We start from the raw sequence: 22,966 nt of genomic DNA on the forward strand, positions 1-22,966 counted from the left end.
GCCGGGTCGGTCAGGTCAGGCGGCGGCGGCGAGCCCCCAGGCCCGGTGGCGCGCATCCTCGTTCGAGGCTTCGCTGGCGAGGCGCTGCAGAAGATCGGCGGCTTCGTCCGATACGCCTTCCGCTCCATTCGTCTCCGCCAGAAGCTGGCGCAGGACGTCCGCGGCGACACCCGGGGCATCGCTCGTCTGCACGGCAGCGGCCTGCTTCCACAGTTGCACCGCCCGGCGCAGCAGTGCCGCGGATGACGCCGGCAGGCCCGCCGCCTCGGTCAGCGCGACAAAGGCGCCGGACCGCCCCTCGACCACGATCGCTCGCACCCGCCGATAGGACTTGCCGCTGAGCGCGACGAGCGCGGCAGCGAAGAGATCGACGTCACCGGCGCAGATCGCGCGGATCAGGAACGCCGTGGTCAGCTGGCCGCTCGTGCGCAGCTCCTCGATCAGGCTGCCGAGGTCGGGCCCGGCTTCGGCCGCGATCCGGAGCGTGCCCCGCTCGCGCGCCTCGCCGACCACCCGCTGCGACCGCTCGGCGCCGAGCACGTTGCGCAGGAAGGGCGAGGCACCGAGATCGGCGGCGGCGGCGCTCATGAGGCGGTTGCGGGCGGCAGCCGAGAGGTCGCGGCGCGCGGTGAGAGCGCTGCGTACACAGGCATCGCCGGACCAGCGCTCGACCAGCGTCGACAGGGCGGCGGCGCCGAACTCGGCATCATCATGGGCAAGAAGCTGCAGGCAGACGGCCTGCGTGCCGCGTGCCGAGAGAATGTCGACGAGCGCGTCCGAGAGATCCCGGCGTGCGGCGAGCGCGAGTTGCAGAGCTTCGTTTCCCGATCGGGCGATCTGCCGGAGCTCCGACTCCGACAGGAGGGGCGAGCCCGCGATCACGGGCGCGGCCACCGGCTCGATGTCCAGCGCCAGCGCGGCGATGACGGCGCGGGGCGCCTTCGCCGATGCCGCCAGCGCCGCGGCGAGCGCCAGCCGCACCTTTGGCGAGGGGTCCTCGGTCGCCAGCGTCAGGACCGCTTCGACCTCCAGGCGGTCGGCGTCCGCGATCCGTTCGCAGATGAAGGCCGTCGCCAATTTGGCGACGCCCTCGGCGCGCTGCGTGGCCGTCTTGATGTCGCACCACTGGAGGAAACGCTGGACGATCATTCCCGGGCCTTCGCCGACTGAACATGGGCAGACCATCGCAGGGAATGGTTTACGAGCCGTTTACCATAAGGCAGTCTTCCCGCCGGGAGGACGCGTCAGAGCCACGGATCGCTTGCGTCATGGGTGCGTGGGCGGCGCAGCGGGAAAACGCTGTCGGTGACGGCGTAGTCGAGATAGCCGAGCCGCGACAGCGGCTGCGCGAGCGCCATGTCGATCATCCCGTCGCGCAGGATCGCCTCGTCGATGTGGATGCCGACGACCTGACCGATCACCACGTGGTTCGCGCTCGGCTCGCCGCTCAGGCTCTTCGGAACGAAGTGTTCGGTGACGCGGCATTCGAGGGCCGCCGGGCTCTCGGCGACGCGCGGCGCTTTGACCAGGCGGCACGCCGCCTCGGTGAGGCCCGCGAGGGCAAACTCGCTGACCCCGCGCTCGGCAGGCGCCGAACTCTTCACCAGCGCCCGTGCCAGCGGGCCGGTCGCGAGATTGGCGACGAACTCGCCGCTCTCGATGGCGAACTCGGCCGAGTGCTTGAAGCCGGACGAGGAGAACATCACGAGCTTGGGGTCGTCGCTGAGCGCGTTGAAGTAGCTGTAGGGCGACAGGTTGACCGAGCCATCCCGGGCGCGGGTCGAGATCCAGCCGATCGGCCGCGGAGCGACGATCGCCTTGAACGGGTCGTGCGGCAGGCCGTGGTCGTCGGCGTCGGTGGCGTAGAACATCAGGCGGCCGGAGCCTGCGCTTCGCGGACGATGGCGGAGAGTTCGGGACGCGGACGCTCCGAAGGCGGTTCGCACGGCGTGCCGATATGGACGAAGCCGACCACCTTCTCGTCCGGGGCGATGCCGAGCACGGCCTTCGCCTCCTCGTCATAGGCGACCCACTCGGTCACCCAGTTGGCGGCAAATCCCGCCGCGTGAGCGGCGTGGATCAGGTTCATCGCCGCCGCGCCCGCCGAAAGCACCTGCTCCCATTCCGGGATCTTCACGTGCGGCCGGGCCGTCGAGACGACGCCGACGACCAGCGGCGCCCGGGCGAACCGTCCGCGTTCGGCTGCGCGCCGGCTGTCTGTGATCTCCGCGTCGCGCGCCTCGACGAGCCGCAGCAGAGCCTCGCCCACCGCCTCGCGCACCGCCCCGCGGTAGAGGATGAAGCGCCAGGGCGCGAGCTTGCCGTGATCGGGCACGCGCGCGGCGATGGTGAGGATGCGATCGAGCACGGCGCCCTCCGGCGCCGGCGCGGCGAGCGCCGGGATGGGGATGGAGCGCCGGGTGGCGAGCGCGGTCAGGGCGTCGGTCATGAGGGCCTCGTTGGACGTCGGCGAAGGCTAGCGGGAGCGCCGACAATGGCAAGCGGATGTTGACGGTGCCGCCGGGCATCGCCGAACGCCTTGAAATCGTCAAGCAAAAGGCCTTCAACTGCCGGTCTTCGGAAATGGTTCGAAAGGGGGCGACGTGCGGGCGCTGATCCTTGGCGCAGGTCTGGTCATTGGTGCGGCGGTGCAGCCGGTCGCCGCGCAGGACCACGGCGACGGCCATGGCGGCGGCGCCTCTCTGCTGGAGCGCGGTTTCGGCCTGTTCGGCGGCGGCAAGGAAGAACAGCCCGGCGCCTATGCCTCGCCATCGGCCATTCCGGGCGACCTCGTCCCTTCGGCGGAAAGCGTGGGGGCGCCGCAGCGCCGTCCGCTCGACCACCTCGATCCGATCGCCCTGCCGAAGCCGCCGGCCAAGCTGGTGCCGCCGGACCTGTCGCTGCCGGGACTGCCCGCCTACGCGCCGTTGGCGACGCCGACACCGCAGTCATTGCGCTCGCGCGAGACGCTCGTGCTCGAGCCGCGGCTGCAGACGGACGGCCCGACCGTGCCGAGCGGCGTCGTCTGGCGGGTGTTCTCCCCGATCACCGGCATCGACGGCAAGCTGCCGCTGGTGGCGACGGCGAGCGGCGGCCCCGCCACCTTCACGCTGGCACCCGGCGACTACGTCCTCTACGCGCAGTTCGGCCATGCCGGCCTGACCAAGCGCATCAGCTTCGAAGGGCTGCAGAAGCGCGAGGTGGTGGTGCTCGACGCCGGTGGCCTCAAGCTCGACGCGACATGCGGGGACGGCGGCACGATCCCGCCCGACCAGTTGCGGTTCGACATCTACAGCGACGCCAAGGACGAGCACGATCGCCGGCTGATCGCCAACGACGTGCCGCCGGATGCGATCGTGCGGCTGAATGCCGGGCTTTACCACGTGGTCTCGAACTACGGGTCGGTGAACGCGGTCATTCGCGCCGACATCCGCGTCGAGGCCGGCAAGATCACCCGCGCGACGCTCGAGCATCACGCCGCGCGGCTGACGATGAAGCTGGTGCGCGAACACGGCGGCGAGGCGATCGCCGACACCGCCTGGTCGATCTCGACGATGTCGGGAGACGTGGTGCGCGAAAGCGTCGGCGCGTTCCCCACGATGGTACTGGCCGAAGGCGAGTACCTGATCGTGGCGAAGAACAAGGATCGGATCTACCAGCGCGACTTCGTCGTGGAGCCGGGCGTCAACACCGACGTCGAGGTGCTGACCTCGGACGTCGCCAGCGCGCAGGATCCGGACGCCGGCTCGGGAGACTGACAGTCCGGCGCCCCTTCCGGCGCGCTACTCCGCGGCTTGCCGCGCCTCCGCCTGCCGGCGGAGATCCGGCGGCACCGCCTCTTGTGACAGAGCGTGCACCGCCTCGGCGAGGGTCAGCGAGGCCTGGTCGCGCGAGCCGAGGCGGCGGATGTTGACCGTCCGCTCCTCCGCCTCGCGCTTGCCGCAGACGAGGATCACCGGGACCTTGGCGAGCGAGTGCTCGCGGACCTTGTAGTTGATCTTCTCGTTGCGCAGGTCCGTCTCGACCGTCAGGCCGGCCCGCTTCAGCGCGGCCGCCACGTCGCGCGCATAATCGTCCGCGTCCGACGTGATGGTCGCCACCACCACCTGCAGCGGCGCGAACCACAGCGGCAGATGGCCGGCATAGTTCTCGATCAGGATGCCGAGGAAGCGCTCCATCGAGCCGCAGATCGCGCGGTGGATCATCACCGGCTGCTTCTTCTCCGAATCCTTGTCGATGTAGAAGGCGCCGAACCGTTCCGGCAGGTTGAAGTCCACCTGCGTCGTGCCGCACTGCCATTCGCGGCCGATCGCATCCTTCAGGGTGTACTCGAACTTCGGCCCGTAAAAGGCCCCCTCGCCTGGCAGGATCCCGGTCTTGATCTTCCCGCCGGACTGCTGGGCGATGGTCTCCAGCACCCGGCTCATGATCGCCTCGGCATGATCCCAGCTCTCGTCCGAGCCGACGCGCTTCTCGGGCCGGGTCGAGAGTTTCACCACCACCTCTTCGAAGCCGAAGTCGGCATAGGTCGACAAGATCAGGTCGTTGATCTTCAGGCACTCGGCCGCCAGTTGCTCCTCGGTGCAGAAGATGTGCGCATCGTCCTGCGTAAAGCCGCGCACCCGCATCAGGCCATGCAGAGCACCCGACGGCTCGTAGCGATGGACGTTCCCGAATTCGGCATACCGTATGGGAAGATCGCGGTAGCTCTTCAGGCCGTGCTTGAAGATCTGCACGTGGCCCGGGCAGTTCATCGGCTTGATCGCGAAGACCCGGTGGTCAGCCTCCTCGTCTTCGGGATGGGTGAAGGCATGGGCCGACTTCACCGCGAACATGTTCTCCTGGTACCAGCCCCAGTGTCCGGAGGTCTCCCAGAGCGACTTGTCGAGGATCTGCGGCGCGTTGACCTCCTCGTAGCCTTCGAGGTCGAGGCGGCGGCGCATGTAGCTGACGAGCGCCTGGAACATGCGCCAGCCGCGCCCGTGCCAGAACACGACGCCCGGCCCCTCCTCCTGGAAGTGGAAGAGATCCATCTCGCGGCCGAGCCGGCGGTGGTCGCGCTTCTCGGCCTCCTCCAGCATGTGCAGATACGACTCGAGCTGCTCCTTCGTCGCCCAGGCCGTCGCGTAGATGCGGGTCAGCATGGCGTTGGAGGAGTCGCCGCGCCAGTAGGCGCCCGCCACCTTCATCAGCTTGAAGGCCTCGCCGACCTGGCCGGTGGAGGCCATGTGCGGGCCGCGGCAGAGGTCGAACCACTCGCCCTGCCGGTAGATCTTGACGTCGTCGCCCTCGGGGATCGCGTCGACGAGCTCGACCTTGTAGCGCTCGCCCTTCTCGCCGAAGACGCGCTTGGCCTCCTCGCGCGACCAGACCTCCTTGGTGAAGGGCGCGTTGCGGCGGATGATCTCGGCCATCTTCTTCTCGATGACCGGCAGGTCGTCGGGGGTGAAGGGCGTGTCGCGCGCAAAGTCGTAGTAGAAGCCGTTCTCGATGACCGGCCCAATCGTCACCTGCGTGCCCGGCCACAGCTCCTGCACCGCCTCGGCCATCACATGCGCGGCGTCATGGCGGATCAGCTCCAGCGCGCGCGGATCGTCGCGGGTGACGATCTCGATGCGGCCGGCCCGCCGCACCGGGTCGGCGAGGTCGCGGACCTCGCCGTCGAGCGCATAGGCCACCGCCTTCTTGGCGAGGGATTTGGAAATGCCGGCGGCAATGTCGGCGCCGGTGGCGTCGGCGGCATAGTCGCGGCGGGATCCGTCGGGAAACTCAAGGGTGATGGCGTCGGCCATGGCAGTCTCTCTCCGTGCGGCCAATCCCGCCTACGAGCGCGGGTGGCATTGAAGCGGCGGGCGAAGCAGCGCCGGCCGTGCGCGTCCATATAGAAAATGATGGCGGTTCCCAGCAACCCGATCGGATCGGACTTTTTCGGCCCTGGACCAGCCTCGCTGACGACTGCGCCACGGGGCCGTCGAAGACAAACCGAGTGAGCAACGCGTTTGCATTCCGTTAGGGAATGTAATACGAAAAATTCGCGTCTTCGGGAGGAGTTGCATGCGTAACACGGTGCGTTGTCAGCCACTCTACAAGACTTTCGTGGCAAGCGCGGCCAGTCTGCTTCTCGCGATCGGAGCCGCAGAGGCGCGCCCCGTCGCAGGTACGGTCCGCAGCGCGATCGGAGGCGGGTCAACCTATTGCCTCGACGTGCCCAGGGGCGACTTCCGACCCGGCGTGCTGATTCAAAGCTACCCATGCCATGGTGGGGCCAACCAGCAGTTCGTCTACGACGCCGACACCGGGCTCCTGCAGATCGGCGGCCTGTGCGTGGATGCTTACGTCGGCAGCTCCGGGCGGCCGTCCCAGCCGGGCGACCGCGTTGGTTTGTGGACTTGCCACGGGCAGCAGAACCAGCAGTGGAAGATCAGGCAGTGTCTGGGGCAATACTGCCTGTTGAACGTTCACCCCTACATGCTGACGTCCGGCGGGCAGTGCCTCGACATTGCGAACGGCCGTGTCGGCGCGGGTTCGCAGCTTCTGTTGTGGAACTGCCAGGACAGCGAGAATCAGCGGTTCAACATGCCCGGCTACTGACGCTCTGTCGCATCGGCGGCGATGCCACGCCTCCGACGCAGGCGTCACTGCGGCGGGACGTTGTCGATCCCATGCGTGCCCCAGGGGCCGCAGCGCGCGACACGCCGTGCGGTCAGCCAGCCGCCGCGCAGGAGGCCGTGCCGGGCGATCGCCTCGTAGCCATATTCAGAACAGGTGGGCAGGTGCCGGCAGTGACTGCCGACCAGCGGCGACAGTGTCAGCTGGTAGAGCCGGATGAGACCGACGCCGACGAGTCGCCCCGGCGTCTTCGGCCACGGGCCGGTGTAGTTGCGGGAGCTGTTCGCCGGCATCGATGCGGATCGCCGCGGTCACGCCGCCTCGCTCGCACCGGCCTTGCCGGCTCTCGCCTCGATCTGGTCCAGCGCATCGACCACCGCGTCGAAGGTGAGCATCGTCGAGGCGTGCCGCGCCTTGTAGTCGCGCACCGGCTCAAGATATCTCAGGTCCTCGAAACGGCCGGTCGGCGGCGCGCCGTTCTCCTTCAGCATCGCGAGCATCGTTCCGCGCACCGCGCGCAGCTCGTCCGGCGTCGCTCCAACGATGCTGCGGGCCATCACCGAGGAGGAGGCCTGACCGAGAGCGCAGGCTTTCACGTCGTGCGCGAAATCGCTGACCACACCGTCAACCAGCACGAGGTCGATGGTGACGGTCGAGCCGCAGAGCTTCGAATGGGCCGTGGCACTGGCATCCGGCGCGCCCAGCCGGCCGATCCGGGGGATGTTGCCGGCAAGTTCCAGGATGCGTGCGTTGTAGACGTCGTCGATCACGATCTCACCCGGTTTCCTTTACAGGCGCGGCAGTCTAACAATCCGCCGCCTCGATGTGCATATAGGCAGCGAGGCACACGACCGGAAGACGTGCCGGCCGAAAGCGGGATGTCCTGCGGCGGGGCAGTGTCGAGCTTCCGCGGGTCGTGGCCCGTGACTTTGGAGCAGCAGCATGGACGCCATCATCGCACGGCACCCAAGCATCGCCGAGGCGGCGGACGCCAAGCGTCCGACCCGCGAGGAAGCCGAGGCGGCCGTCGCGACCCTCATCCGGTGGGCCGGCGACGATCCGACGCGTGAGGGACTGATCGAGACGCCCGCTCGCGTCGTGAAGGCGTATGAGGAGATGTTCGCGGGCTACGCGGTCGATCCGCACGAGACGCTGTCGCGGACCTTCGAAGAGGTGGCCGGCTACGACGACATCGTGCTCGTGCGCGACATCGACTTCCATTCCCACTGCGAGCACCACATGGTGCCGATCATCGGCCACGCCCATGTCGCCTATCTGCCGAGCAACCGGGTGGTCGGCCTCTCGAAGATGGCGCGCGTCGTGCAGATCTTCGGGCAGCGGCTGCAGACCCAGGAGGCGATGACGGCGCAGATCGCCGACGCCATCGACGAGGCGGTCAGTCCGAAGGGCGTCGCCGTGATGCTCGAAGCCGAGCACATGTGCATGGCGATGCGCGGCGTCAGGACGCGCGGATCGCGCACGCTGACGACCTCCTTCCGCGGCACGTTCCGCGAGGCGGCCGAGCAGGCGCGCTTCCTGTCGCTCGTGCGCGGACGCTGAGGTGGTGTCCGACAGTCTCGGAAACGGCGAACGCTTCGAGCCGCCGTCCGCGGATCGAAAGGTGCTGGAGGAAGGCGCCCGCCTGACACCCCGCTTCGACGACAAAGGCCTCGTCACCGCCGTCGTCACGGACTTCGCGTCCGGCGCGCTGCTGATGGTGGCGCATATGGACCGCACGGCGCTCGACATGACGATCCGGACCGGCACCGCGCACTACTTCAGCCGCTCGCGCCAGGCGCTTTGGAAGAAGGGCGAGACCTCGGGCGCGCTGCAGAGCGTGCGCGAGATCCGCACCGACTGCGACCAGGATGCGATCTGGCTGCGGGTCGACGTCCTCAAGCCGGAGGACACCTGCCACACCGGTCGGCCGACCTGCTTCTATCGCCGCGTCGATGTCGGCGGCGACGGGCGGACCCTGCTCAAGGACTGAGCCGGGCGCCGTCGCCGATTGCAGCGGCCCGGCGTTCAGGCCGTCGCGATGTACTGGCGGATCTCCTCCGCCTCGCGCTCCGCGGTCTCGATCCGCCGCTTCACCACGTCGCCGATCGAGACGATGCCGGCGAGCCGGCCGTCCTGCAGCACCGGGACGTGGCGGAAGCGACCGCGGGTCATGATGTCCATCAACTCGTCCAGCGTCGTGGCCTCGCCGCAGGTGACCACCTTCGGTGTCATCGCGTCCGCGACGGTCTCCTGGAAGCTCTCGGCACCCTTGGCCGCCAGGATCCTCACCACGTCGCGCTCCGATAGAATACCGGCGACCTCTCCGGCCTCGTCCGTCAGGACCACCGCACCGATCCGCTTTTCGGCGAGCACGCCGATGGCTTCACCGATCGTCACCGTCGGACGCAGCGTCACCACGTCCCGGCCCTTCTCTTCCAGAATGTTGCCGACGTTCATTCGAGCCTCCCTGTCTCCCGGAGGCCATGGTGCGTCGGTCTCGATCGTTCCGCAAGCTCAGAGGTCGGGAGCGGCACGCATCGCCGGCGGTTCGGGATCGAAGAGCCGGAACAGCAGGAAGCCGAAGGCAAAGCCCCCGAGATGCGCTTCCCACGCCACCGCACCCGGTGCTCCGAGGAAGCCGCCGAGGCCGGCGCCGACCACGGCATTGGTCAGGAAGAACAGGACGACGAAGACCAGCACCGTGCGGTCGGAGAGCGCCTCACGGATGGAGAGCAGCGGCGGGTGGGCCTCCAGGCGGCCGTGACGCATCTGGCGGCTGAAGGCGAAGCGGCAGGCGCCGCCCATCAGCGCCGAGACGATGCCGGAGGCACCGATCACCGGCTCCATGAGGGCGGGATTGAGCGCGAAGAAGAGGAGCGCACCGGCGAGCGAGCCGAAGACCGAGAAGGCGAGAAACCGGGGCGTGCCCAGACGCCGGGCGACCGGGGTGCCGAAGGCCAGCATCCAGATCGCGTTGGTGCCGAGATGCATCCAGTCGCCGTGCAGGAGCGCGTAGGTGAACGGGGACCACAGAGCCGCGCCGGCGGCGCGGATGGCGCACAGATCCGAAGATGCCGTGTAGCAACCGGACACGAACCCGAAATCGGCGACGAGGAGGATGTCGTCCGCCGGCCCGAGCCACCAGCTGCGCACGGCCTGAACCAGCGCAAAGGCAGCCAGCATGAAGAGCACCACCGCCGGCGCGTTGAAGGCGGGCGGCGGGGTGGCGCGCGTCGGCATCGCCGGCCGTTGCCGCATCGGGTCATGCATGGCGGTGCGCTCCTTGCTGGCGTTCACCTCTGCGATAGAGGCGATGTCGGGCAAAAAGAAAGCCGCGCGCCGGAAACCGGCGGCGGCTGAGGAGGCGCTCTCACACGTCGGGGAGCGCCGGTTGCTGCTGTGGCAGGACACGTCCGAACACGGTATCTGGTTACGCTGGCGGCTCGAGCAGTGCAACCACGCAGTGAAATCATGCTTAATCGCGCAGAACGAAGCTTTCGCAACCGTGACTGCGCCCGGTGACGCGTCCAGCGGACATTAAGACCCTGTGCATAAGACGTGGTGTAGGAACCAAGGTCTGTGCCCGCTTTGATTGGTGACGCCTGATGCAAGCCCTGCCGATCGCGAACGAGACTGCCGACGATATGCGCTTTCAGGCGGTGGGCGTCGATCTTCTCGGCCGCTTCATGTTGACGGACCACTCCGAATACGCCTGCCGCGTCCAGCAGATGTCGCCCGGCAGCGTGGTGGTCGAGACGCCGATCGTGCCCGGCCACGACGAGCGCGTGATCTTCTACGTCGACCACATCGGACGACTGGAAGGGGCGGTGACGCACACCTTCACCGGCGGCTTCGCAGCGAGCCTGCGCGCCACCGACCGCAAGCGATCCAAGCTCGCTGCCCAGCTCACCTGGCTTGCCAACCGGCACGAGCTGTCGCTGCCCGAAGATCGGCGCCATGAGCGTATCGCGCCGCGCGATCCCGTCACGCAGGTCCTCCTCGACGACGGCCGGCGCTACGAGGTCCGAATCATGGATCTGTCGCTGTCGGGCGCCGCCGTGCAGTCGGCGACCCGGCCGGCCGTCGGCACTCGCGTCGTCCTCGGCAGCACCTCCGGCCGCGTGGTGCGTCATCTCGAGGATGGCTACGCGATCGAGTTCGCCGTGGTTCAGTCGCGCGAGGCGCTGGAGAACGGCCAGCTCTGATTCCGTTCGACGTCTCGCATCCGACCGGGTGAGACGTCCGGACGAATGCCCGCACGGGCTCCCTTAACCGAAAGAACGTCGGCGTCGTCCCTTGGTCGGCTCGAGCCTCCTCGTACGCCGTCGCACCGCGCCTCCCGCGGGGGCGTGCCAGGCGAGGCGACCTGACGCGTTCGAGCTCTCACGTCCGCCCCCCAATCCGTAGGCCGCTGCCCTGCCCGTCCTTCGCGACGCGACCCGAAAACTGCGGATCGTCGCGCACGGGGTGCGGCACCCTCTCCGTCGATCGCGCCCCTTGATCGCACGCAGCCTCCGCGCCGCGCTCCAGCGCCCGGTCAAGACGAGCCGGCGCCGGCTGGGCCGTCGCCGGCCGCAGTCCGTTCGTACACGCTTGCGATGACCTGGCCGCTTGGCCGCCGCCGGCCGCGCGCCGATCCTTTACCGCTTCTTGCCGTCGCGCACGAAATCCGAGTCAAAAGCTGCGGGTGTTCTACTCGAATTGGTCATAGTATTTCCGCTCAAATTTGAATTTAATTGCCGGTCCTAGCTTCGCGCTGAAGTAAAAGCTGTCTGTCATAGTCCCTCTACATTCGGAGGGACAGTCATGACGAAGTTGCAGATGATTGCCGCGGCCCTGTTCGGCCTTGCACTGGCCGTGCCGACCGCTGCCGCGGCCAAGAGCCTGCAGATGCCGGTTCGTGGCGCCACCTCGCAACCCGTCGGCCATTACGAATTCTGCGAGCACTACGCCAGCGAATGCGGCGTCAATCGCGAAGTCGGCGTGGTGCGACTGACCAACGCCACCTGGAAGCAGATCGTGCAGGTGAACAACACGGTCAACACCAGCATCTATCCCGAGACCGACCAGGAAATCTGGGGCCGACCGGAAGTCTGGTCCTATCCGACGACCGTCGGCGACTGCGAAGACTTCGCGCTCCTGAAGCAGTATATGCTGGAGCAGGCGGGCTTCCCGCGCTCGGCGCTCCTGATCACCGTCGTCCTGCAGCCGAACGGCGACGGCCACGCGGTGCTGACGGTGAGCACCGACAAGGGCGACTTCATCCTCGACAATCTCGAGGACCGGGTTCTGAACTGGTCGGATACGGACTACCGCTATCTGAAGCGGCAGTCGGATCGCAATTCGGCCAAATGGGTCAGCATCGCGGACGATCGCGACATCCTGGTCGGCAGCGTCCGCTGAGACAGGCGCCGCCCGGGCCACGCTGCCCGGGGGTCGCCACAGGGCCTACTCGAGGTCGATGTCCAGGATCGTCATGGTGAGGTGGTAGGACAGTTCCCCTTCCTCCTCGTCCTTGGAAATCAGGCCGACGAACTCGTCCTCGACATACACCTCCGCCGAATCGTTCTTGCGCGGCAGGGCGCGCACCTCGATGGCGGCCGAGCTGAACCGGGACTTCAGATACCGTTCCAGCTTGCGGATCTCGTCGGGCTTCACATTCGTCTCCTTGCTTGACCGCGGTAGCGGGAAGCTAGGGATATTCGAAATGAATCAATAGCGCGAGGGGCGCCGGCGGGCTCGCCACCGCACGCCGCCCGAGGCGACGACGCTCGAACCGGCGGTCAGCCCTCGGCGTCGAGGGTCTGATCCATCTCGCGTGACGGCTCGTCGCAGCAACTGTTGGTGTTGATGATCCTTGCCGGCACCCCGGCGACCGTCGAACGCGGCGGCACCTCTTTCAGCACCACCGATCCCGCCGCCACCTTGGAGCAGTCGCCGACGCGGATGTTGCCGAGGATCTTTGCCCCCGCACCGATCAGCACGCCGCGGCCGATCTTCGGGTGACGATCGCCGAACTCCTTGCCGGTGCCGCCGAGCGTCACGTCCTGCAGCATGGAGACGTTGTCGCCGATCTCGGCGGTGACGCCGACGACGAGCCCCGTCGCATGGTCGAGGAAGATTCCGCGGCCCAGCTTGGCCGCCGGATGGATGTCGGTCTGGAACACCGAGGAGGACCGCGACTGCAGGTACAGGGCGAAGTCGCGCCGGCCCTCCGACCAGAGCCAATGGGCCAGCCGGTGCGTCTGGATGGCGTGGAAGCCCTTGAAGTACAGCAGCGGCTCCAGATAGCGCTCGCAGGCCGGATCGCGGTCGTGCACCGCCTGGATGTCGATGCGCAGCACCTCGCTCCACTCCGGCCGGGCCTCGGCCATCGCAGCGAACCCTTGGCGGATCAGGGTCGCGGGCACATCCGGATGATCCAGTCGCTCCGAAACGCGATGGATGAGCGAGGCCTCGAGCGAAGGATGGTTCAGCACCGTCCCGTACAGAAAGCCTGCCAGCGCCGGATCGCGCTCGGCCGCCTCGAGCGCTTCTTCGCGCACGCTGTGCCAGATCGGATCGAGCGGACGCAGGCGTTCATCCGATTTCGTGGTCCAGACGCTCATCGCGCCGCTCCTTCTCTCTCGATCAACGGCGAGCCTCGATGCAGATAGGCACGGGGACGGCCGGCGGCAGACGCCGCAGCGTGTGCTCCCGAAGCTTTTATCGGAACCGGCCCATGGCGGCAAAGGCTCCGGACATCCCGCGCGGCGTTGTCCCGGCAGGTCCGGCTCAGCGCAAGCGTGCGCGGTTGCGATCGAGGAAGCCGACCACTGCGGCCTTGAAGCTGCGGTCGCCGACCGCAAGCATGTGATCGCGGCCGGGAATGTCGAAGGCCTCCGCCGCCGGCATCAGCGCGGCGAGTGCCGCGGGCGAGCCGGCGATCTCGTCACGGGTGCCGACGCCGACGAGGGTCGGCTGCTCGATCGAGCCGACCTCCGCCGGCGACAGCTCTTCGCGCGAGGCCTCGATGCAGGCGGCAAGCGCGATCCGATCGCTCCGGGTGCGGTCGGCAAAGGATCGGAACATCCGGCCGCGCTCGTCCAACACCTCGTCGAGCGACGGCGCGCGCAGTGCCGCCGCGATCGGGTCCCAATCGCCGACCCCCTCCACGAGGCCGATCCCGAGGCCGCCGAAGACGAGCACCGTGAGGCGGTCGGGCGCCTCCAGCGCCGCGAAGGCGGCGATGCGCGCGCCCATCGAATAGCCGAAGGCAGCCGCCCGTTCGATCCCGAGATGGTCGAGCAGCGCCAGCGCGTCGTTGGCCATGCGCGCCGGCGTGTAGACGGCGCTGTCGTGCGGCTTCGAGCTCAGGCCGTGGCCGCGATGGTCGAAGGCGACCGTCCGGTAACCGGCCTCGTTGAGCGTCTTGATCCAGCCGGGGTCGACCCAGTTGACCTGGAGGTTCGAGGCGAAGCCGTGAATCAGAAGAACCGTCGGCGCGTCGTCGCTCGGTCGGCTGTCGAGATAGGCGAGTTCCAGACCGTCATGCTCGAACGTCTCCATCGCCGACTCTCCTGCCCCGCTCAGCTGTCCACCCGGGCTTTCAGCACCGATCGTGCGGCGCATCAACCGCCTGTTCTTTTGCTTTGGCGCTCGATATGGTCCGCCGCGACAGAGCAGAGGAGCGCGCGATGGCGGATCACGTCATTCCCCATTTCCAGAACGACGCGGGCCACGAGGCGATCGAGATCGGGGTCAGCGAGTTCATGTGCGTCGGCGCGACGCCGCCCTTCGACCATCCGCACGTCTACATCGACATGGGCGACGAGCGCGAGATGGTCTGCGGCTACTGCTCGACGCTGTACCGCCTCAACACGAGCCTGAAGGCGACCGAGACCCTGCCGGCGGGCTGCCTCTTCCTCGAGGCTGCCGCCTGAGGCGAGACGCCGCCGCGCCGGTTGTCGTCGTCGGCGCCGGCATCGCCGGCCTCGGCGTGTCGCTCGCGCTGGCGCGCCGCGGTTTGCACGTCTCGCTCTTCGAGCGGGCGCCGGTGCTCGACGAGGTCGGTGCGGGCCTGCAGCTTTCACCCAATGCCCTGCGGGTTCTGGCCGAGCTGGGCCTGCTCGCGGCCGCGTCTGCCTCGGCGGTCGAAGCCCGGGCCGTCACGTTGCGCGGCTGGCGAAGCGGCAGGACGATCGCCCGGGTGCCGGTCGGCGGTTCGGACGGAACGCCCTACCTTTCGGTCCATCGCGCCGACCTGCAGCGATCCCTGGTCGCAGCGGTCTTGCAGGAGCCGAGGATCACGCTGACGCTCGGGACGACGCTGCGCGGCTGCCGCCCGGTCGCAGCCGGCCACGCCCTCGCCTTCGAGACGGCCGGAGGCGAACAGACGGTCGAGGCGTCCGTCGTCGTCGGCGCGGATGGTGTGAATTCACGCCTCGCCGCCAGTCTGGGGCTTGCGCCGCCGCAGGACACGGGGCTGACCGCCTGGCGCATGACGGTCTCGGCTCCTTCTGCTGGTGCGACCGGTGGCATCGAGGCCTGGCTCGGAGCCTCTGCCCATGCGGTCGCCTACCCGATCCGCGCCGGTCAGGCGATCAACGTCGTGGTCCTCGGCCATCGCGAGGCCGGCACGGCCGGCGAGCCGCGGGCGGAGGCTCTGGCGAAGGTCGAAGGCTGGGATCCGCGCCTCATCGGGATGCTTCGTGGAGCAGGCGAAGTCAGTCGCTGGCCGCTGCTGACCGTGCCGCCGGCGCGGCGATGGCACGCTGCGCCGGGCATCCTGCTGATCGGCGATGCCGCGCACGCGATGCCACCCTTTGCCGCGCAAGGCGCCGCACTGGCCCTCGAGGACGCCAGTGTCGCGGCGCAGCTGCTGGCCGGCTCGGCTTCGGCCGCGCAGGCATTCGACCGGTTCGAGTCGCTCCGGCGGCCACGGGTGGACCGGGTCCGGGCGCGGGTCGCATTCCACCGCCGCATCTACCACCTGCCCTTCCCGTTCAGCCTCGGACGCGACATGGCGCTCCGCCTGCGTTCTGCGGAGCGGCTCGGCACCGATCTCGCCTGGCTCTACGACTGGCACCCGCCGGCTTGAACCGGTCTGGCGTGCCGGGTGGAACGGAGCGCCGCAGCCCGAGTTCACAGACCGTTGTGTGCGTTTATGCCCCACCGGGCAGCCACGCAGCGGACGCAACGGACAAGTCCAGAGGAAACTCCATCATGTTAGAATTCAAGCGGACCGGCAGGCTGCTGTCCGTCGCCGCGCTTGCGGCCTCGACCACGCTGACCGCGCCGGGCCTCGGCTATGCTCAGGTGCAGACCCCGCTGCGGGTCGCGCAGGCATCGGACGAGACGCCGCCCCCGCCGCCGCCAGCCACCGATGAGGCACCGGCCGAACCGGCGCCGGCCGCACAGCAGGAGGCACCCGCCGAAATCCAGGCGCCTGCAGCGCAGGAGCCCGCGGCACCGAGTGTCGAGGAACCGGCACAGCCCGTCGCACCGGAACCGGCCGCTCCGGCCGAGCCTGACGTCAGTGCGCCGAGCGCGCCGGAGGAGCCGGCCACTCCGAAAGCGCCGGCACCTCAGGACGCAGCGCCCGCACCCGAGCCCACCGCACCGACCGCCGAACCGAGTGCGCCGGCATCGGAACCCGAGGCTCCGGCGTCCGAACCGAGTGCGTCGCAGGCTGAACCTGCGCCGGACGCGGCGCCCGCCGCAGCGGCTCCGAAGGGCGAGCCTGCCGAGCCGGCGCCCGAAGCCGCCCCGGCTCCGGCTGCCACACCGGACGCGCCGGCCGCCACCGACAGTGGCGCTGCGGCCCCTGCCACGGCCCCGGCTGATACGTCTGCAGGGAGCGATGCGCCGGCGGTCAAGGCCCCTATCCCCGGGTCGCCGCGGTCCGCCAAGCCCTCGGCAAAGCCTTCGGATGCGCAGGCACCCCAGAGCCCGACCGAAACGGGGACTGACCAGCAGGCGCAAGGCGCTCGTCCCGCTCGCCGCGGCGAAAGGGCGCCGGAGCCGGTGCCGGCGGACGTTCAGTCGGCGCCTGTCGAACAGGGCAAGATCGGCGCGAGCGACGCCCGGGTCCAGCAGCTGGCCGAGCCGGTCGAAGTCCGGTCGGCCACGGAAGAACAAGGCCGCCGCGTCGACCGTCGTCGCGAACGGCGGACGCCGGAGGGCGTCGACGTGGTTAAGCGGGACGGCGACCGGGAGATCGTGAAGCTCGGCACGGCCGCTGCCGTCGGCGCCGTTGCCGGCGCTGCCGCTTCCTACTTCATCCGCTCCAACGACGACGACCGCCTGTCCGACGGCGCTCAGGATACCTACACCGAGGAGCTGCCGCGCGGTCGCCAGCGCGAGACCATCGTGCGCCCCAACGGGGTCCAGGTGGTCACGATCACCGACCGCTACGGTGACGTGATCCAGCGGTCGCGGATCATGCCGGACGGGCGGGAGGTCGTCCTGTTCTACGCGCCGGAGGATCGCAGCGATCGGCGTCGGCCGGACTACTATCGCGATGTCGGCCGTGACCTGCCGCCGCTGCGCGTCTCGATTCCCGAGGACGAGTATATCGTCGACGTCGATCGGCCGGACGAGGATCTCTACTACGACACGATCGTCGCACCGCCGGTCGAGACGGTCGAGCGCATCTACACGGTCGACGAGGTTCGCCGGTCCGAGCGCGTGCGCGACAAGGTGCGCCGCATCGATCTGAACACCATCAACTTCGACAGTGGCTCGGCAGCCATCTCCGATGCAGAGGCCCGCAACCTGAAGGCTCTCGCCGACGTCGTCTCGCGGGTGATCGACGAGAACCCCGACGAGACGTTCCTCATCGAGGGCCACACCGATGCGGTCGGCAGCGACCTCGCCAACCTGGCTCTGTCCGACAAACGGGCCGAGTCCGTCGCCGCGGCGCTGACGACCTACTTCGACATCCCGCCGGAGAACCTCGTCACCCAGGGATACGGCGAGCAGTATCTGAAGGTGAAGACGCAGTCCGCCAGCCGCGAGAACCGCCGGGTGACCCTGCGGCGGATCACCCCGCTCGTCAAACCGGTCAACGCCGCGTCGAACTGACCGAGCCGACGGATTGACCTTCCGGCTGCGGCGGCCTGCCCGTCGCAGCCGGTTGACCTTTCTGCCGCAATGCATCATATGCCGGGTGCACGCCGTGATCGCGCTGCGCCCTTTGGCTTTCCGACCATCGTCTGGACCTTCGAGCGCCGCCGGTCTCCTTTGACCGGCCACGGCCCGCCGACACGTCCGCCAGCGCGAAGACGGTCGGCCTTTCGCGAGCCCACGCTCGCACCACGCAAAGGTTTTCCTTGACCTCCTCTACTTTCCAGACGCTCGGGCTCTCCGACGCGCTGCTCGCTGCGCTTGCGCGCATGGACCTCACCACGCCGACGCCGATTCAGGCGCAGGCCATTCCTGCGGTGCTGAAGGGGCGTGACGTCCTCGCCATCGCACAGACCGGCACCGGCAAGACCGCAGCCTTCTCGCTGCCGGTGATCGACGCCCTCCTCAAGCTCGACAAGCGGCCGAGGCCGACCGCCGTCCACGCTCTCGTCCTCGCGCCGACGCGCGAACTCGCGATTCAGATCGCCGAGACGGTCAAGAGCCTCACCGCCGGCACCAAGCTGCGCCATCAGACCGTGTTCGGCGGCGTCAGCGCCCGGCCGCAGATGGACGCGCTGCGCAGCGGCCTCGACATCGTCATCGCCACGCCCGGTCGGCTCCTCGACCTGATGGAGCAGAAGGCCGTGACGCTCGCCGATGTGCGCCACGTCGTCCTCGACGAAGCCGACCGGATGCTCGACATGGGCTTCATCCGGGACATCACCCGCATCGTGAAGGCCCTTCCGAGCCAGCGCCAATCGCTCCTGTTCTCGGCCACGATGCCGCAGAGCGTCGGCTCGCTCGTCGCCAAGATCCTGAAGGACCCGGTCCGCGTGGAGGTCACCCCCGAGGTGATCACCGTCGAGAAGATCGACCAGCGCATCGTCGGCATCCCGCAGAAGGCGAAGAAGGGCTGGCTGATCCGGGCCCTGCGCGAGCCCGCCTACGAGAAGGTGGTCATCTTCACCCGCACCAAGCACGGGGCCAACAAGCTTGCGGCCGACCTCGAGAAGGCCGGCATCGCGGCGCTGCCGATCCACGGCAACAAGAGCCAGGGCGCCCGCCAGAAGGCGCTGGGCGAGTTCCACAGCGGCAAGACGGCGGTGCTCGTCGCCACCGACATCGTGGCGCGCGGCATCCATGTCGACGACATCAGCCATGTGGTGAACTACGACCTGCCGGAGGAGCCGGAGAACTACGTCCACCGGATCGGCCGCACCGCCCGGGCGGGCCGGTCGGGCATCGCCGTCGCACTGGTCGATCCGTCCGAGCGCCCGAAGCTGAAGGCCATCGAGCGCTTCACCCGGCAACGCTTCGAGATCGAAGACGCGAACGTGACGGCGGAGATGATGGCTGGACCCGCCGAGGAGCCGCGCCCGCCGCGCCCGCCGCGCAACGCGCGTCCGGCCGCCGCCCGCCCGCAAGGTACCTCGGCCGCACGCGGCGGCGCGGGTGCACCTGCCGCGGGCAAACCTGCTGGCGCCTCGCGGCGTGGCCGGCGCAGCCGCGGTCGCGGCCGTCCGGCTGCGGCCGCCGCCGGCGCCTGATCGCAGCGACAATCCCGCCCGCCGGTGGCTCCATGGCCACCGGCGTGGCACCGGCCGCACGCCGGATGGGCGCGCCGGATTGCGAAGCCCGGTGGCCCTTGCCATATCCAGCGTCGAAACAACGGAGGCAGTGATGGCCGAGACGGTGAAGGTCGACATCCCGCACAAGCTGACCCGTGCCACGGCACGCGCGCGGATCGAGAGCGGCTTCGGCCGTCTGCGTCAGGACATGCTGGGCGGCATGGTGAAGTTCGACGACGTCTGGACCGACGATCACCTGGACTTCACGGCCAAGGTCATGGGCCAGTCGGTGACCGGCCGTCTCGACGTCCTCGACGACAACGTGCACGTCGAGATCGACCTGCCCGGCTTTCTGGCGGCCATCGCCAACAAGCTGCGCGGCCAGATCCAGAAGGAAGGCGCCCTGCTCCTCGAAAAGAAGTAGCGTCAGCCGCCGCTCATGGTGAGCACGGCCGCTTGCGTGGCAATCCGCCCGCCGCCTTTCGTCGGAACGATCGCGGTGATGGTGCCGAGGCCGGGAAGGCTCGAGCCGACCCGGACATGGAAGAGCTCGTCGAGGGTGGCAAGCGTTGCCTCACCCTCGTAGATCGAGACGACCTGATAGTCCTGCGGCGTCGGCGCACCGCGCTCGATCAGGGGCACCGGCATCGCCGGCGGCGACTTCTTCGACGTGGAGCCGGTGATGATCGGGTCGACGTTGCGGTCGAGCTTGGCCACCAGTCGCTGCGTGAAGTAGTCGGGATCGTCGTTCGAGATCCGGACCACGACGGTGAAGAAGGCGATCGAGGCGACGAGTGCTCCGGCGACGAACAGTCTCGACAGATGGTCGCCGTTGCGCAGGACGCGTGTCGCCGAGACCGCGACGAGCGGAACGGTACCGGCGCCCGCCGATCCAGCATCGCTGAGCTGGCCGACCTTCTGTGCAAGCGGATTGGCAACCGACATGATGCATCCTCGTCAACAATTGAGGATCAGCCTGCCGGCTCATACTTAACAACCTTCTGACATCAGGCCGATGCGCGGCTTCGAGTGGGCTTCTTCACCCTCTGTTCGTCATGTTCCTGACCCTATAGTTAACGGCTTGTGAATTGTTCATCGGCGGAGGGCGGTGTCGGCGGCGCCACGGTGACATCCTGCGCCGGCTGGTTCAGGATAAGAGTCCTGTGTGGAGTGCGAAATGCCGAGCGAGGCCAGACGTTATCCCCGCGCGCGCACGCGGTTGCGCCCCGGCAAGCTCCTGGATCTCAGGAGCGGACATTTCCTGTGCGACTGCCTCATCCTCGACCGGTCGCTGCGCGGCGCGAGGCTCGGCTTCTTCGCGCCGATGACGCTCAGCAAGCCGTTCTTCCTGTTCGACGAGGTCGAGGGGGTGAAGCAGCCGGCCCAGCTCGTCTGGCTCGACGGGCGCGAGGGCGGGATCCGCTTCACCAGCTTCCGGGAGACGGTGGAGCCTGAGGAGCGCGAGCGTGTCGCCGGTCGATACTACGCCGTCGGAGGCTAAGGCGCCCTTGCCGCGCCGCCACCGTCCGTCGCTCAATCCTCCTCGTCGCGCGGCTTCTCGACCGAGATGAAGTCGCCGAACGCCCCGAGCGGCTGGGTGTACGTGGCGAAGACCTTGACCGCCACCATCAGCGGCACGGCGAGGAACATGCCGACCACGCCCCAGATCCAGCCCCAGAAGGCGACGGCCAGGAAGATCGCCGCGGCGTTCATCTCCAACCGACGCCCGACGACGGCAGGCGTGACGAACTGGCCCTCCATCGTGGTACAGGCGAGATAGAAGGCAACCGGCACGAGCGCGTCGCCGAGGCTGCCGAACAGCGTCAGCGAGATCACCCCGACGATGCTCATCCCCACCACCGCACCGAGATACGGGATGTAGTTGAGGAGCGTGGCGAGCGCGCCGAAGATGATCGGGGTCGGCAGGCCGCAGAGCCACATCGATGTCCCGATGGCAACGCCCAGTCCCATGTTGATGATGGTGATCGTGAACAGATAGCGCGACAGCTCGCGCTCGATGTCGTGGGCGATGTGCAGCGCGCGTTTCTTGTCCGAAAGCGTGGGCATGGCGCGCACGAGCTTCTGGTAGAAGAGGTCACCGGATGCCAGCAGGAAGAAGAGGAAGACGAGCGCGAAGCCGACGCTCGCGATCACCTGCGGCACCACGGTGGTGGCATTGCTGAAGAGGTCGGCGTTGCCGATCACGACCTCCTGCGGATTTTCCCCGTTCTGGCCCTGCCCCTGGGCCGCTTCAGCACCGCCGCCGGGGGGCGGCTCGCCCTCGCTCACCGCCTGAGCGGCCGTGTGGCGGGCACCTTCAAGCCGCGTGATCTTGTCCCGGACGGTGCGGATCTCCTTGTCCACCGCCTCGACATAGCGGGGCGCGTCGTTGACGATCTGGGTGATCGGATCGCTCAGCATGTAGAAGCCGAAGACCAGCGTCAGCATCGCGCCGATGACGAGCAACCCGGCGGTGATGGGCTCCCAGATCTTCAGCCGCCGGCGGAAGAAGCGCACGACGGGGCTCAGCACCAGCGCGAACAGGAGCGCGATCACCACCGGCAGCACGAAGCTTGCCGCAAGGTAGAGCGCACCGAAGAACAGGATGAAGAAGATGCCGGTGACCGGCCAACTCGGCCGTGGATCGGCGTAGACCAGCGCCTCGCCGGCTTCGTGCTGCGGTGCCGGAGAGGTCACGGCCCCGTCGGTGTGGACGACGCGCTTCTCGGCAAGTTCTGACGCCACATCCATGCCCCCCGACGAGACCGAAGAACGCGGCCCTCAGGGCTTCGTTCCGTGCCTGGCAAACGGGCCCCCGCGGGCGTGTCCCCATCCCGGGCGGGCGAGATCGCAGCTCGCCCGTCGGCGCGACAGTTCAGTGCAGGATCTGCGACAGGAAGAGCTTGGTGCGCTCGTGCTGCGGGTTCGTGAAGAACTCCTCCGGCACGTTCTGCTCGACGATCTGGCCGGCATCCATGAAGATCACGCGGTTGGCCACCTGACGGGCGAAGCCCATCTCGTGGGTCACGCAGAGCATGGTCATGCCCTCCTCGGCGAGGCCCACCATGACGTCGAGCACCTCCTTGATCATCTCCGGATCGAGCGCCGAGGTCGGCTCGTCGAACAGCATGACCTTGGGCGACATGCAGAGCGAACGGGCGATGGCCACGCGCTGCTGCTGGCCGCCGGAGAGCTGGCCCGGATACTTGTTCGCCTGCTCGGGGATGCGGACGCGCTTGAGATAGTGCATCGCGACCTCCTCGGCCTGCTTCTTCGGCATCTTGCGCACCCAGATCGGCGCCAGCGTGCAGTTCTCGAGGATGGTCAGATGCGGGAAGAGGTTGAAGTGCTGGAACACCATCCCGACCTCGCGGCGCACCTCGTCGATCTTCTTCAGGTCGTTGGTGAGTTCGATCCCGTCGACGGTGATGCGGCCCTTCTGATGCTCCTCCAGGCGATTGATGCAGCGGATCATCGTCGACTTGCCGGAGCCCGACGGCCCGCAGATGACGATCCGCTCGCCGCGCCGGACCCTCAGGTCGATGTCGCGCAGGACGTGGAACTGCCCGTACCACTTGTTGACCTTGTCGAGCTCGATGACGACCTCGTTCGACAGCGGCGCAGCGTTCACGCGATTGGCCTGGGGAGCGGCGGCTTGCACGGAGGACATGGCGAGACGTTCC

The 22,966-nt window shown here is 68.3% G+C and carries 26 protein-coding genes and 1 pseudogene; 13 read left to right on the top strand and 14 right to left on the bottom strand.

Translation table 11 applies throughout. The features are described from left to right. Positions 1–15: 15 nt before the first annotated feature. The 3 genes from NPA30_RS10915 to NPA30_RS10925 all read right to left on the bottom strand — a co-directional run bounded on the left by NPA30_RS10915 (position 16) and on the right by NPA30_RS10925 (position 2,449). Positions 16–1,149 (bottom strand): DUF2336 domain-containing protein, encoded by a 1,134-nt coding sequence (locus NPA30_RS10915; protein WP_256802698.1) that lies wholly within the window; start codon positions 1,147–1,149, stop codon positions 16–18. Between the two features lie 95 nt (positions 1,150–1,244). Beyond that, positions 1,245–1,871, bottom strand: a complete 627-nt coding sequence (locus tag NPA30_RS10920; RefSeq protein WP_256802699.1) for a flavin reductase family protein — start codon at positions 1,869–1,871, stop codon at positions 1,245–1,247. Then, positions 1,871–2,449: a nitroreductase family protein gene (locus NPA30_RS10925; RefSeq protein ID WP_256802700.1), complete on the bottom strand. Its 579-nt coding sequence runs from the start codon at positions 2,447–2,449 to the stop codon at positions 1,871–1,873. Before NPA30_RS10925 ends, NPA30_RS10920 begins: the two co-directional genes overlap by 1 nt. A gap of 154 nt (positions 2,450–2,603) precedes the next feature. Between NPA30_RS10925 and NPA30_RS10930 the strand changes: the two genes are divergently transcribed. Then, the gene (locus NPA30_RS10930) at positions 2,604–3,758 is read left to right on the top strand and encodes a hypothetical protein (RefSeq protein ID WP_256802701.1); all 1,155 of its coding nucleotides are present in this window, start codon (positions 2,604–2,606) and stop codon (positions 3,756–3,758) included. Positions 3,759–3,782: 24 nt separating this feature from the next. Here the strand turns inward: NPA30_RS10930 and thrS are convergent, their stop codons facing one another. Next, positions 3,783–5,792, bottom strand: a complete 2,010-nt coding sequence (gene thrS / locus NPA30_RS10935; protein WP_256802703.1) for a threonine--tRNA ligase — start codon at positions 5,790–5,792, stop codon at positions 3,783–3,785. Positions 5,793–6,054: 262 nt separating this feature from the next. Here thrS and NPA30_RS10940 point away from each other — a divergent pair, with 262 nt between their 5' ends. Then, the gene (locus NPA30_RS10940) at positions 6,055–6,591 is read left to right on the top strand and encodes a ricin-type beta-trefoil lectin domain protein (protein ID WP_256802704.1); all 537 of its coding nucleotides are present in this window, start codon (positions 6,055–6,057) and stop codon (positions 6,589–6,591) included. Positions 6,592–6,644: 53 nt separating this feature from the next. On the opposite strand, the pseudogene yidD reads toward NPA30_RS10940, so the two are convergent. Together yidD and NPA30_RS10950 are read right to left on the bottom strand one after the other, a co-directional pair. Beyond that, positions 6,645–6,902 (bottom strand): annotated as a pseudogene (yidD, locus tag NPA30_RS10945) (membrane protein insertion efficiency factor YidD); the annotation flags it as partial. Between the two features lie 18 nt (positions 6,903–6,920). Further along, complete coding sequence (locus tag NPA30_RS10950; protein WP_256802706.1) at positions 6,921–7,379, bottom strand: iron-sulfur cluster assembly scaffold protein; 459 nt, start codon at positions 7,377–7,379, stop codon at positions 6,921–6,923. A gap of 172 nt (positions 7,380–7,551) precedes the next feature. On the opposite strand from NPA30_RS10950, the gene folE reads away from it, so the two are divergent. Both folE and hisI read left to right on the top strand, forming a co-directional pair. After that, complete coding sequence (folE, locus tag NPA30_RS10955) at positions 7,552–8,169, top strand: GTP cyclohydrolase I FolE (RefSeq protein ID WP_256802708.1); 618 nt, start codon at positions 7,552–7,554, stop codon at positions 8,167–8,169. Positions 8,170–8,173: 4 nt separating this feature from the next. Next, on the top strand, positions 8,174–8,599 hold the full coding sequence (gene hisI / locus NPA30_RS10960) for a phosphoribosyl-AMP cyclohydrolase (RefSeq protein WP_256802709.1): 426 nt from the start codon (positions 8,174–8,176) through the stop codon (positions 8,597–8,599). Positions 8,600–8,634: 35 nt separating this feature from the next. On the opposite strand, the gene NPA30_RS10965 is transcribed toward hisI, so the two are convergent. Then, on the bottom strand, positions 8,635–9,066 hold the full coding sequence (locus NPA30_RS10965) for a CBS domain-containing protein (RefSeq protein WP_256802710.1): 432 nt from the start codon (positions 9,064–9,066) through the stop codon (positions 8,635–8,637). 57 nt (positions 9,067–9,123) lie between these two features. Further along, positions 9,124–9,792 (bottom strand): rhomboid family intramembrane serine protease, encoded by a 669-nt coding sequence (locus NPA30_RS10970; RefSeq protein WP_256802711.1) that lies wholly within the window; start codon positions 9,790–9,792, stop codon positions 9,124–9,126. On the opposite strand from NPA30_RS10970, the gene NPA30_RS10975 reads away from it, so the two are divergent. The 3 genes from NPA30_RS10975 to NPA30_RS10985 all read left to right on the top strand — a co-directional run bounded on the left by NPA30_RS10975 (position 9,791) and on the right by NPA30_RS10985 (position 12,012). After that, entirely contained in the window at positions 9,791–10,150 is a 360-nt protein-coding gene (locus NPA30_RS10975; protein ID WP_256802712.1) for a hypothetical protein, read from the top strand. The genes NPA30_RS10970 and NPA30_RS10975 overlap by 2 nt on opposite strands. A 64-nt stretch (positions 10,151–10,214) precedes the next feature. After that, on the top strand, positions 10,215–10,814 hold the full coding sequence (locus NPA30_RS10980) for a PilZ domain-containing protein (protein WP_256802713.1): 600 nt from the start codon (positions 10,215–10,217) through the stop codon (positions 10,812–10,814). A 601-nt stretch (positions 10,815–11,415) separates the two neighbouring features. Then, positions 11,416–12,012 (top strand): transglutaminase-like cysteine peptidase, encoded by a 597-nt coding sequence (locus NPA30_RS10985; protein WP_256802714.1) that lies wholly within the window; start codon positions 11,416–11,418, stop codon positions 12,010–12,012. A 45-nt stretch (positions 12,013–12,057) separates the two neighbouring features. Here NPA30_RS10985 and NPA30_RS10990 read toward each other — a convergent pair whose 3' ends face one another. The 3 genes from NPA30_RS10990 to NPA30_RS11000 form a co-directional block, all read right to left on the bottom strand. Further along, positions 12,058–12,267 carry a DUF3126 family protein gene (locus NPA30_RS10990; RefSeq protein ID WP_256802715.1) on the bottom strand — a complete coding sequence of 70 codons (210 nt, stop codon included), beginning with the start codon at positions 12,265–12,267 and terminating at the stop codon, positions 12,058–12,060. A 125-nt stretch (positions 12,268–12,392) separates the two neighbouring features. Then, complete coding sequence (gene cysE / locus NPA30_RS10995; RefSeq protein WP_256802716.1) at positions 12,393–13,217, bottom strand: serine O-acetyltransferase; 825 nt, start codon at positions 13,215–13,217, stop codon at positions 12,393–12,395. Between the two features lie 166 nt (positions 13,218–13,383). Further along, on the bottom strand, positions 13,384–14,157 hold the full coding sequence (locus NPA30_RS11000) for an alpha/beta fold hydrolase (protein WP_256802717.1): 774 nt from the start codon (positions 14,155–14,157) through the stop codon (positions 13,384–13,386). A gap of 128 nt (positions 14,158–14,285) precedes the next feature. Between NPA30_RS11000 and NPA30_RS11005 the strand changes: the two genes are divergently transcribed. The 5 genes from NPA30_RS11005 to NPA30_RS11025 all read left to right on the top strand — a co-directional run bounded on the left by NPA30_RS11005 (position 14,286) and on the right by NPA30_RS11025 (position 19,707). Next, entirely contained in the window at positions 14,286–14,531 is a 246-nt protein-coding gene (locus NPA30_RS11005; RefSeq protein ID WP_256802718.1) for a zinc-finger domain-containing protein, read from the top strand. Beyond that, the gene (locus tag NPA30_RS11010; RefSeq protein WP_256802888.1) at positions 14,528–15,688 is read left to right on the top strand and encodes an FAD-dependent monooxygenase; all 1,161 of its coding nucleotides are present in this window, start codon (positions 14,528–14,530) and stop codon (positions 15,686–15,688) included. The genes NPA30_RS11005 and NPA30_RS11010 overlap by 4 nt, the downstream gene beginning before the upstream one ends. Positions 15,689–16,614: 926 nt before the next feature. Then, positions 16,615–17,673, top strand: coding sequence for an OmpA family protein (locus NPA30_RS19615; protein ID WP_256802719.1), 1,059 nt, complete (start codon positions 16,615–16,617; stop codon positions 17,671–17,673). Between the two features lie 248 nt (positions 17,674–17,921). Beyond that, positions 17,922–19,262, top strand: a complete 1,341-nt coding sequence (locus tag NPA30_RS11020) for a DEAD/DEAH box helicase (RefSeq protein ID WP_256802720.1) — start codon at positions 17,922–17,924, stop codon at positions 19,260–19,262. Between the two features lie 133 nt (positions 19,263–19,395). Then, entirely contained in the window at positions 19,396–19,707 is a 312-nt protein-coding gene (locus NPA30_RS11025) for a polyhydroxyalkanoic acid system family protein (protein ID WP_256802721.1), read from the top strand. Between the two features lie 2 nt (positions 19,708–19,709). Here the strand turns inward: NPA30_RS11025 and NPA30_RS11030 are convergent, their stop codons facing one another. Then, positions 19,710–20,228 (bottom strand): hypothetical protein, encoded by a 519-nt coding sequence (locus NPA30_RS11030; RefSeq protein WP_256802722.1) that lies wholly within the window; start codon positions 20,226–20,228, stop codon positions 19,710–19,712. 232 nt (positions 20,229–20,460) lie between these two features. On the opposite strand from NPA30_RS11030, the gene NPA30_RS11035 reads away from it, so the two are divergent. After that, a complete protein-coding gene (locus tag NPA30_RS11035; protein ID WP_256802723.1) occupies positions 20,461–20,784 on the top strand; it encodes a hypothetical protein in 324 nt (107 codons plus the stop codon). A 32-nt stretch (positions 20,785–20,816) separates the two neighbouring features. Here NPA30_RS11035 and NPA30_RS11040 read toward each other — a convergent pair whose 3' ends face one another. Beyond that, on the bottom strand, positions 20,817–22,028 hold the full coding sequence (locus tag NPA30_RS11040; RefSeq protein WP_256802724.1) for an AI-2E family transporter: 1,212 nt from the start codon (positions 22,026–22,028) through the stop codon (positions 20,817–20,819). 130 nt (positions 22,029–22,158) lie between these two features. Continuing rightward, positions 22,159–22,953, bottom strand: a complete 795-nt coding sequence (locus tag NPA30_RS11045) for an amino acid ABC transporter ATP-binding protein (RefSeq protein ID WP_256802725.1) — start codon at positions 22,951–22,953, stop codon at positions 22,159–22,161. Positions 22,954–22,966 lie beyond the last annotated feature (13 nt).

This window comes from Mangrovibrevibacter kandeliae, assembly GCF_024519155.1.
GTDB lineage: Bacteria > Pseudomonadota > Alphaproteobacteria > Rhizobiales > Rhizobiaceae > Mangrovibrevibacter > Mangrovibrevibacter kandeliae.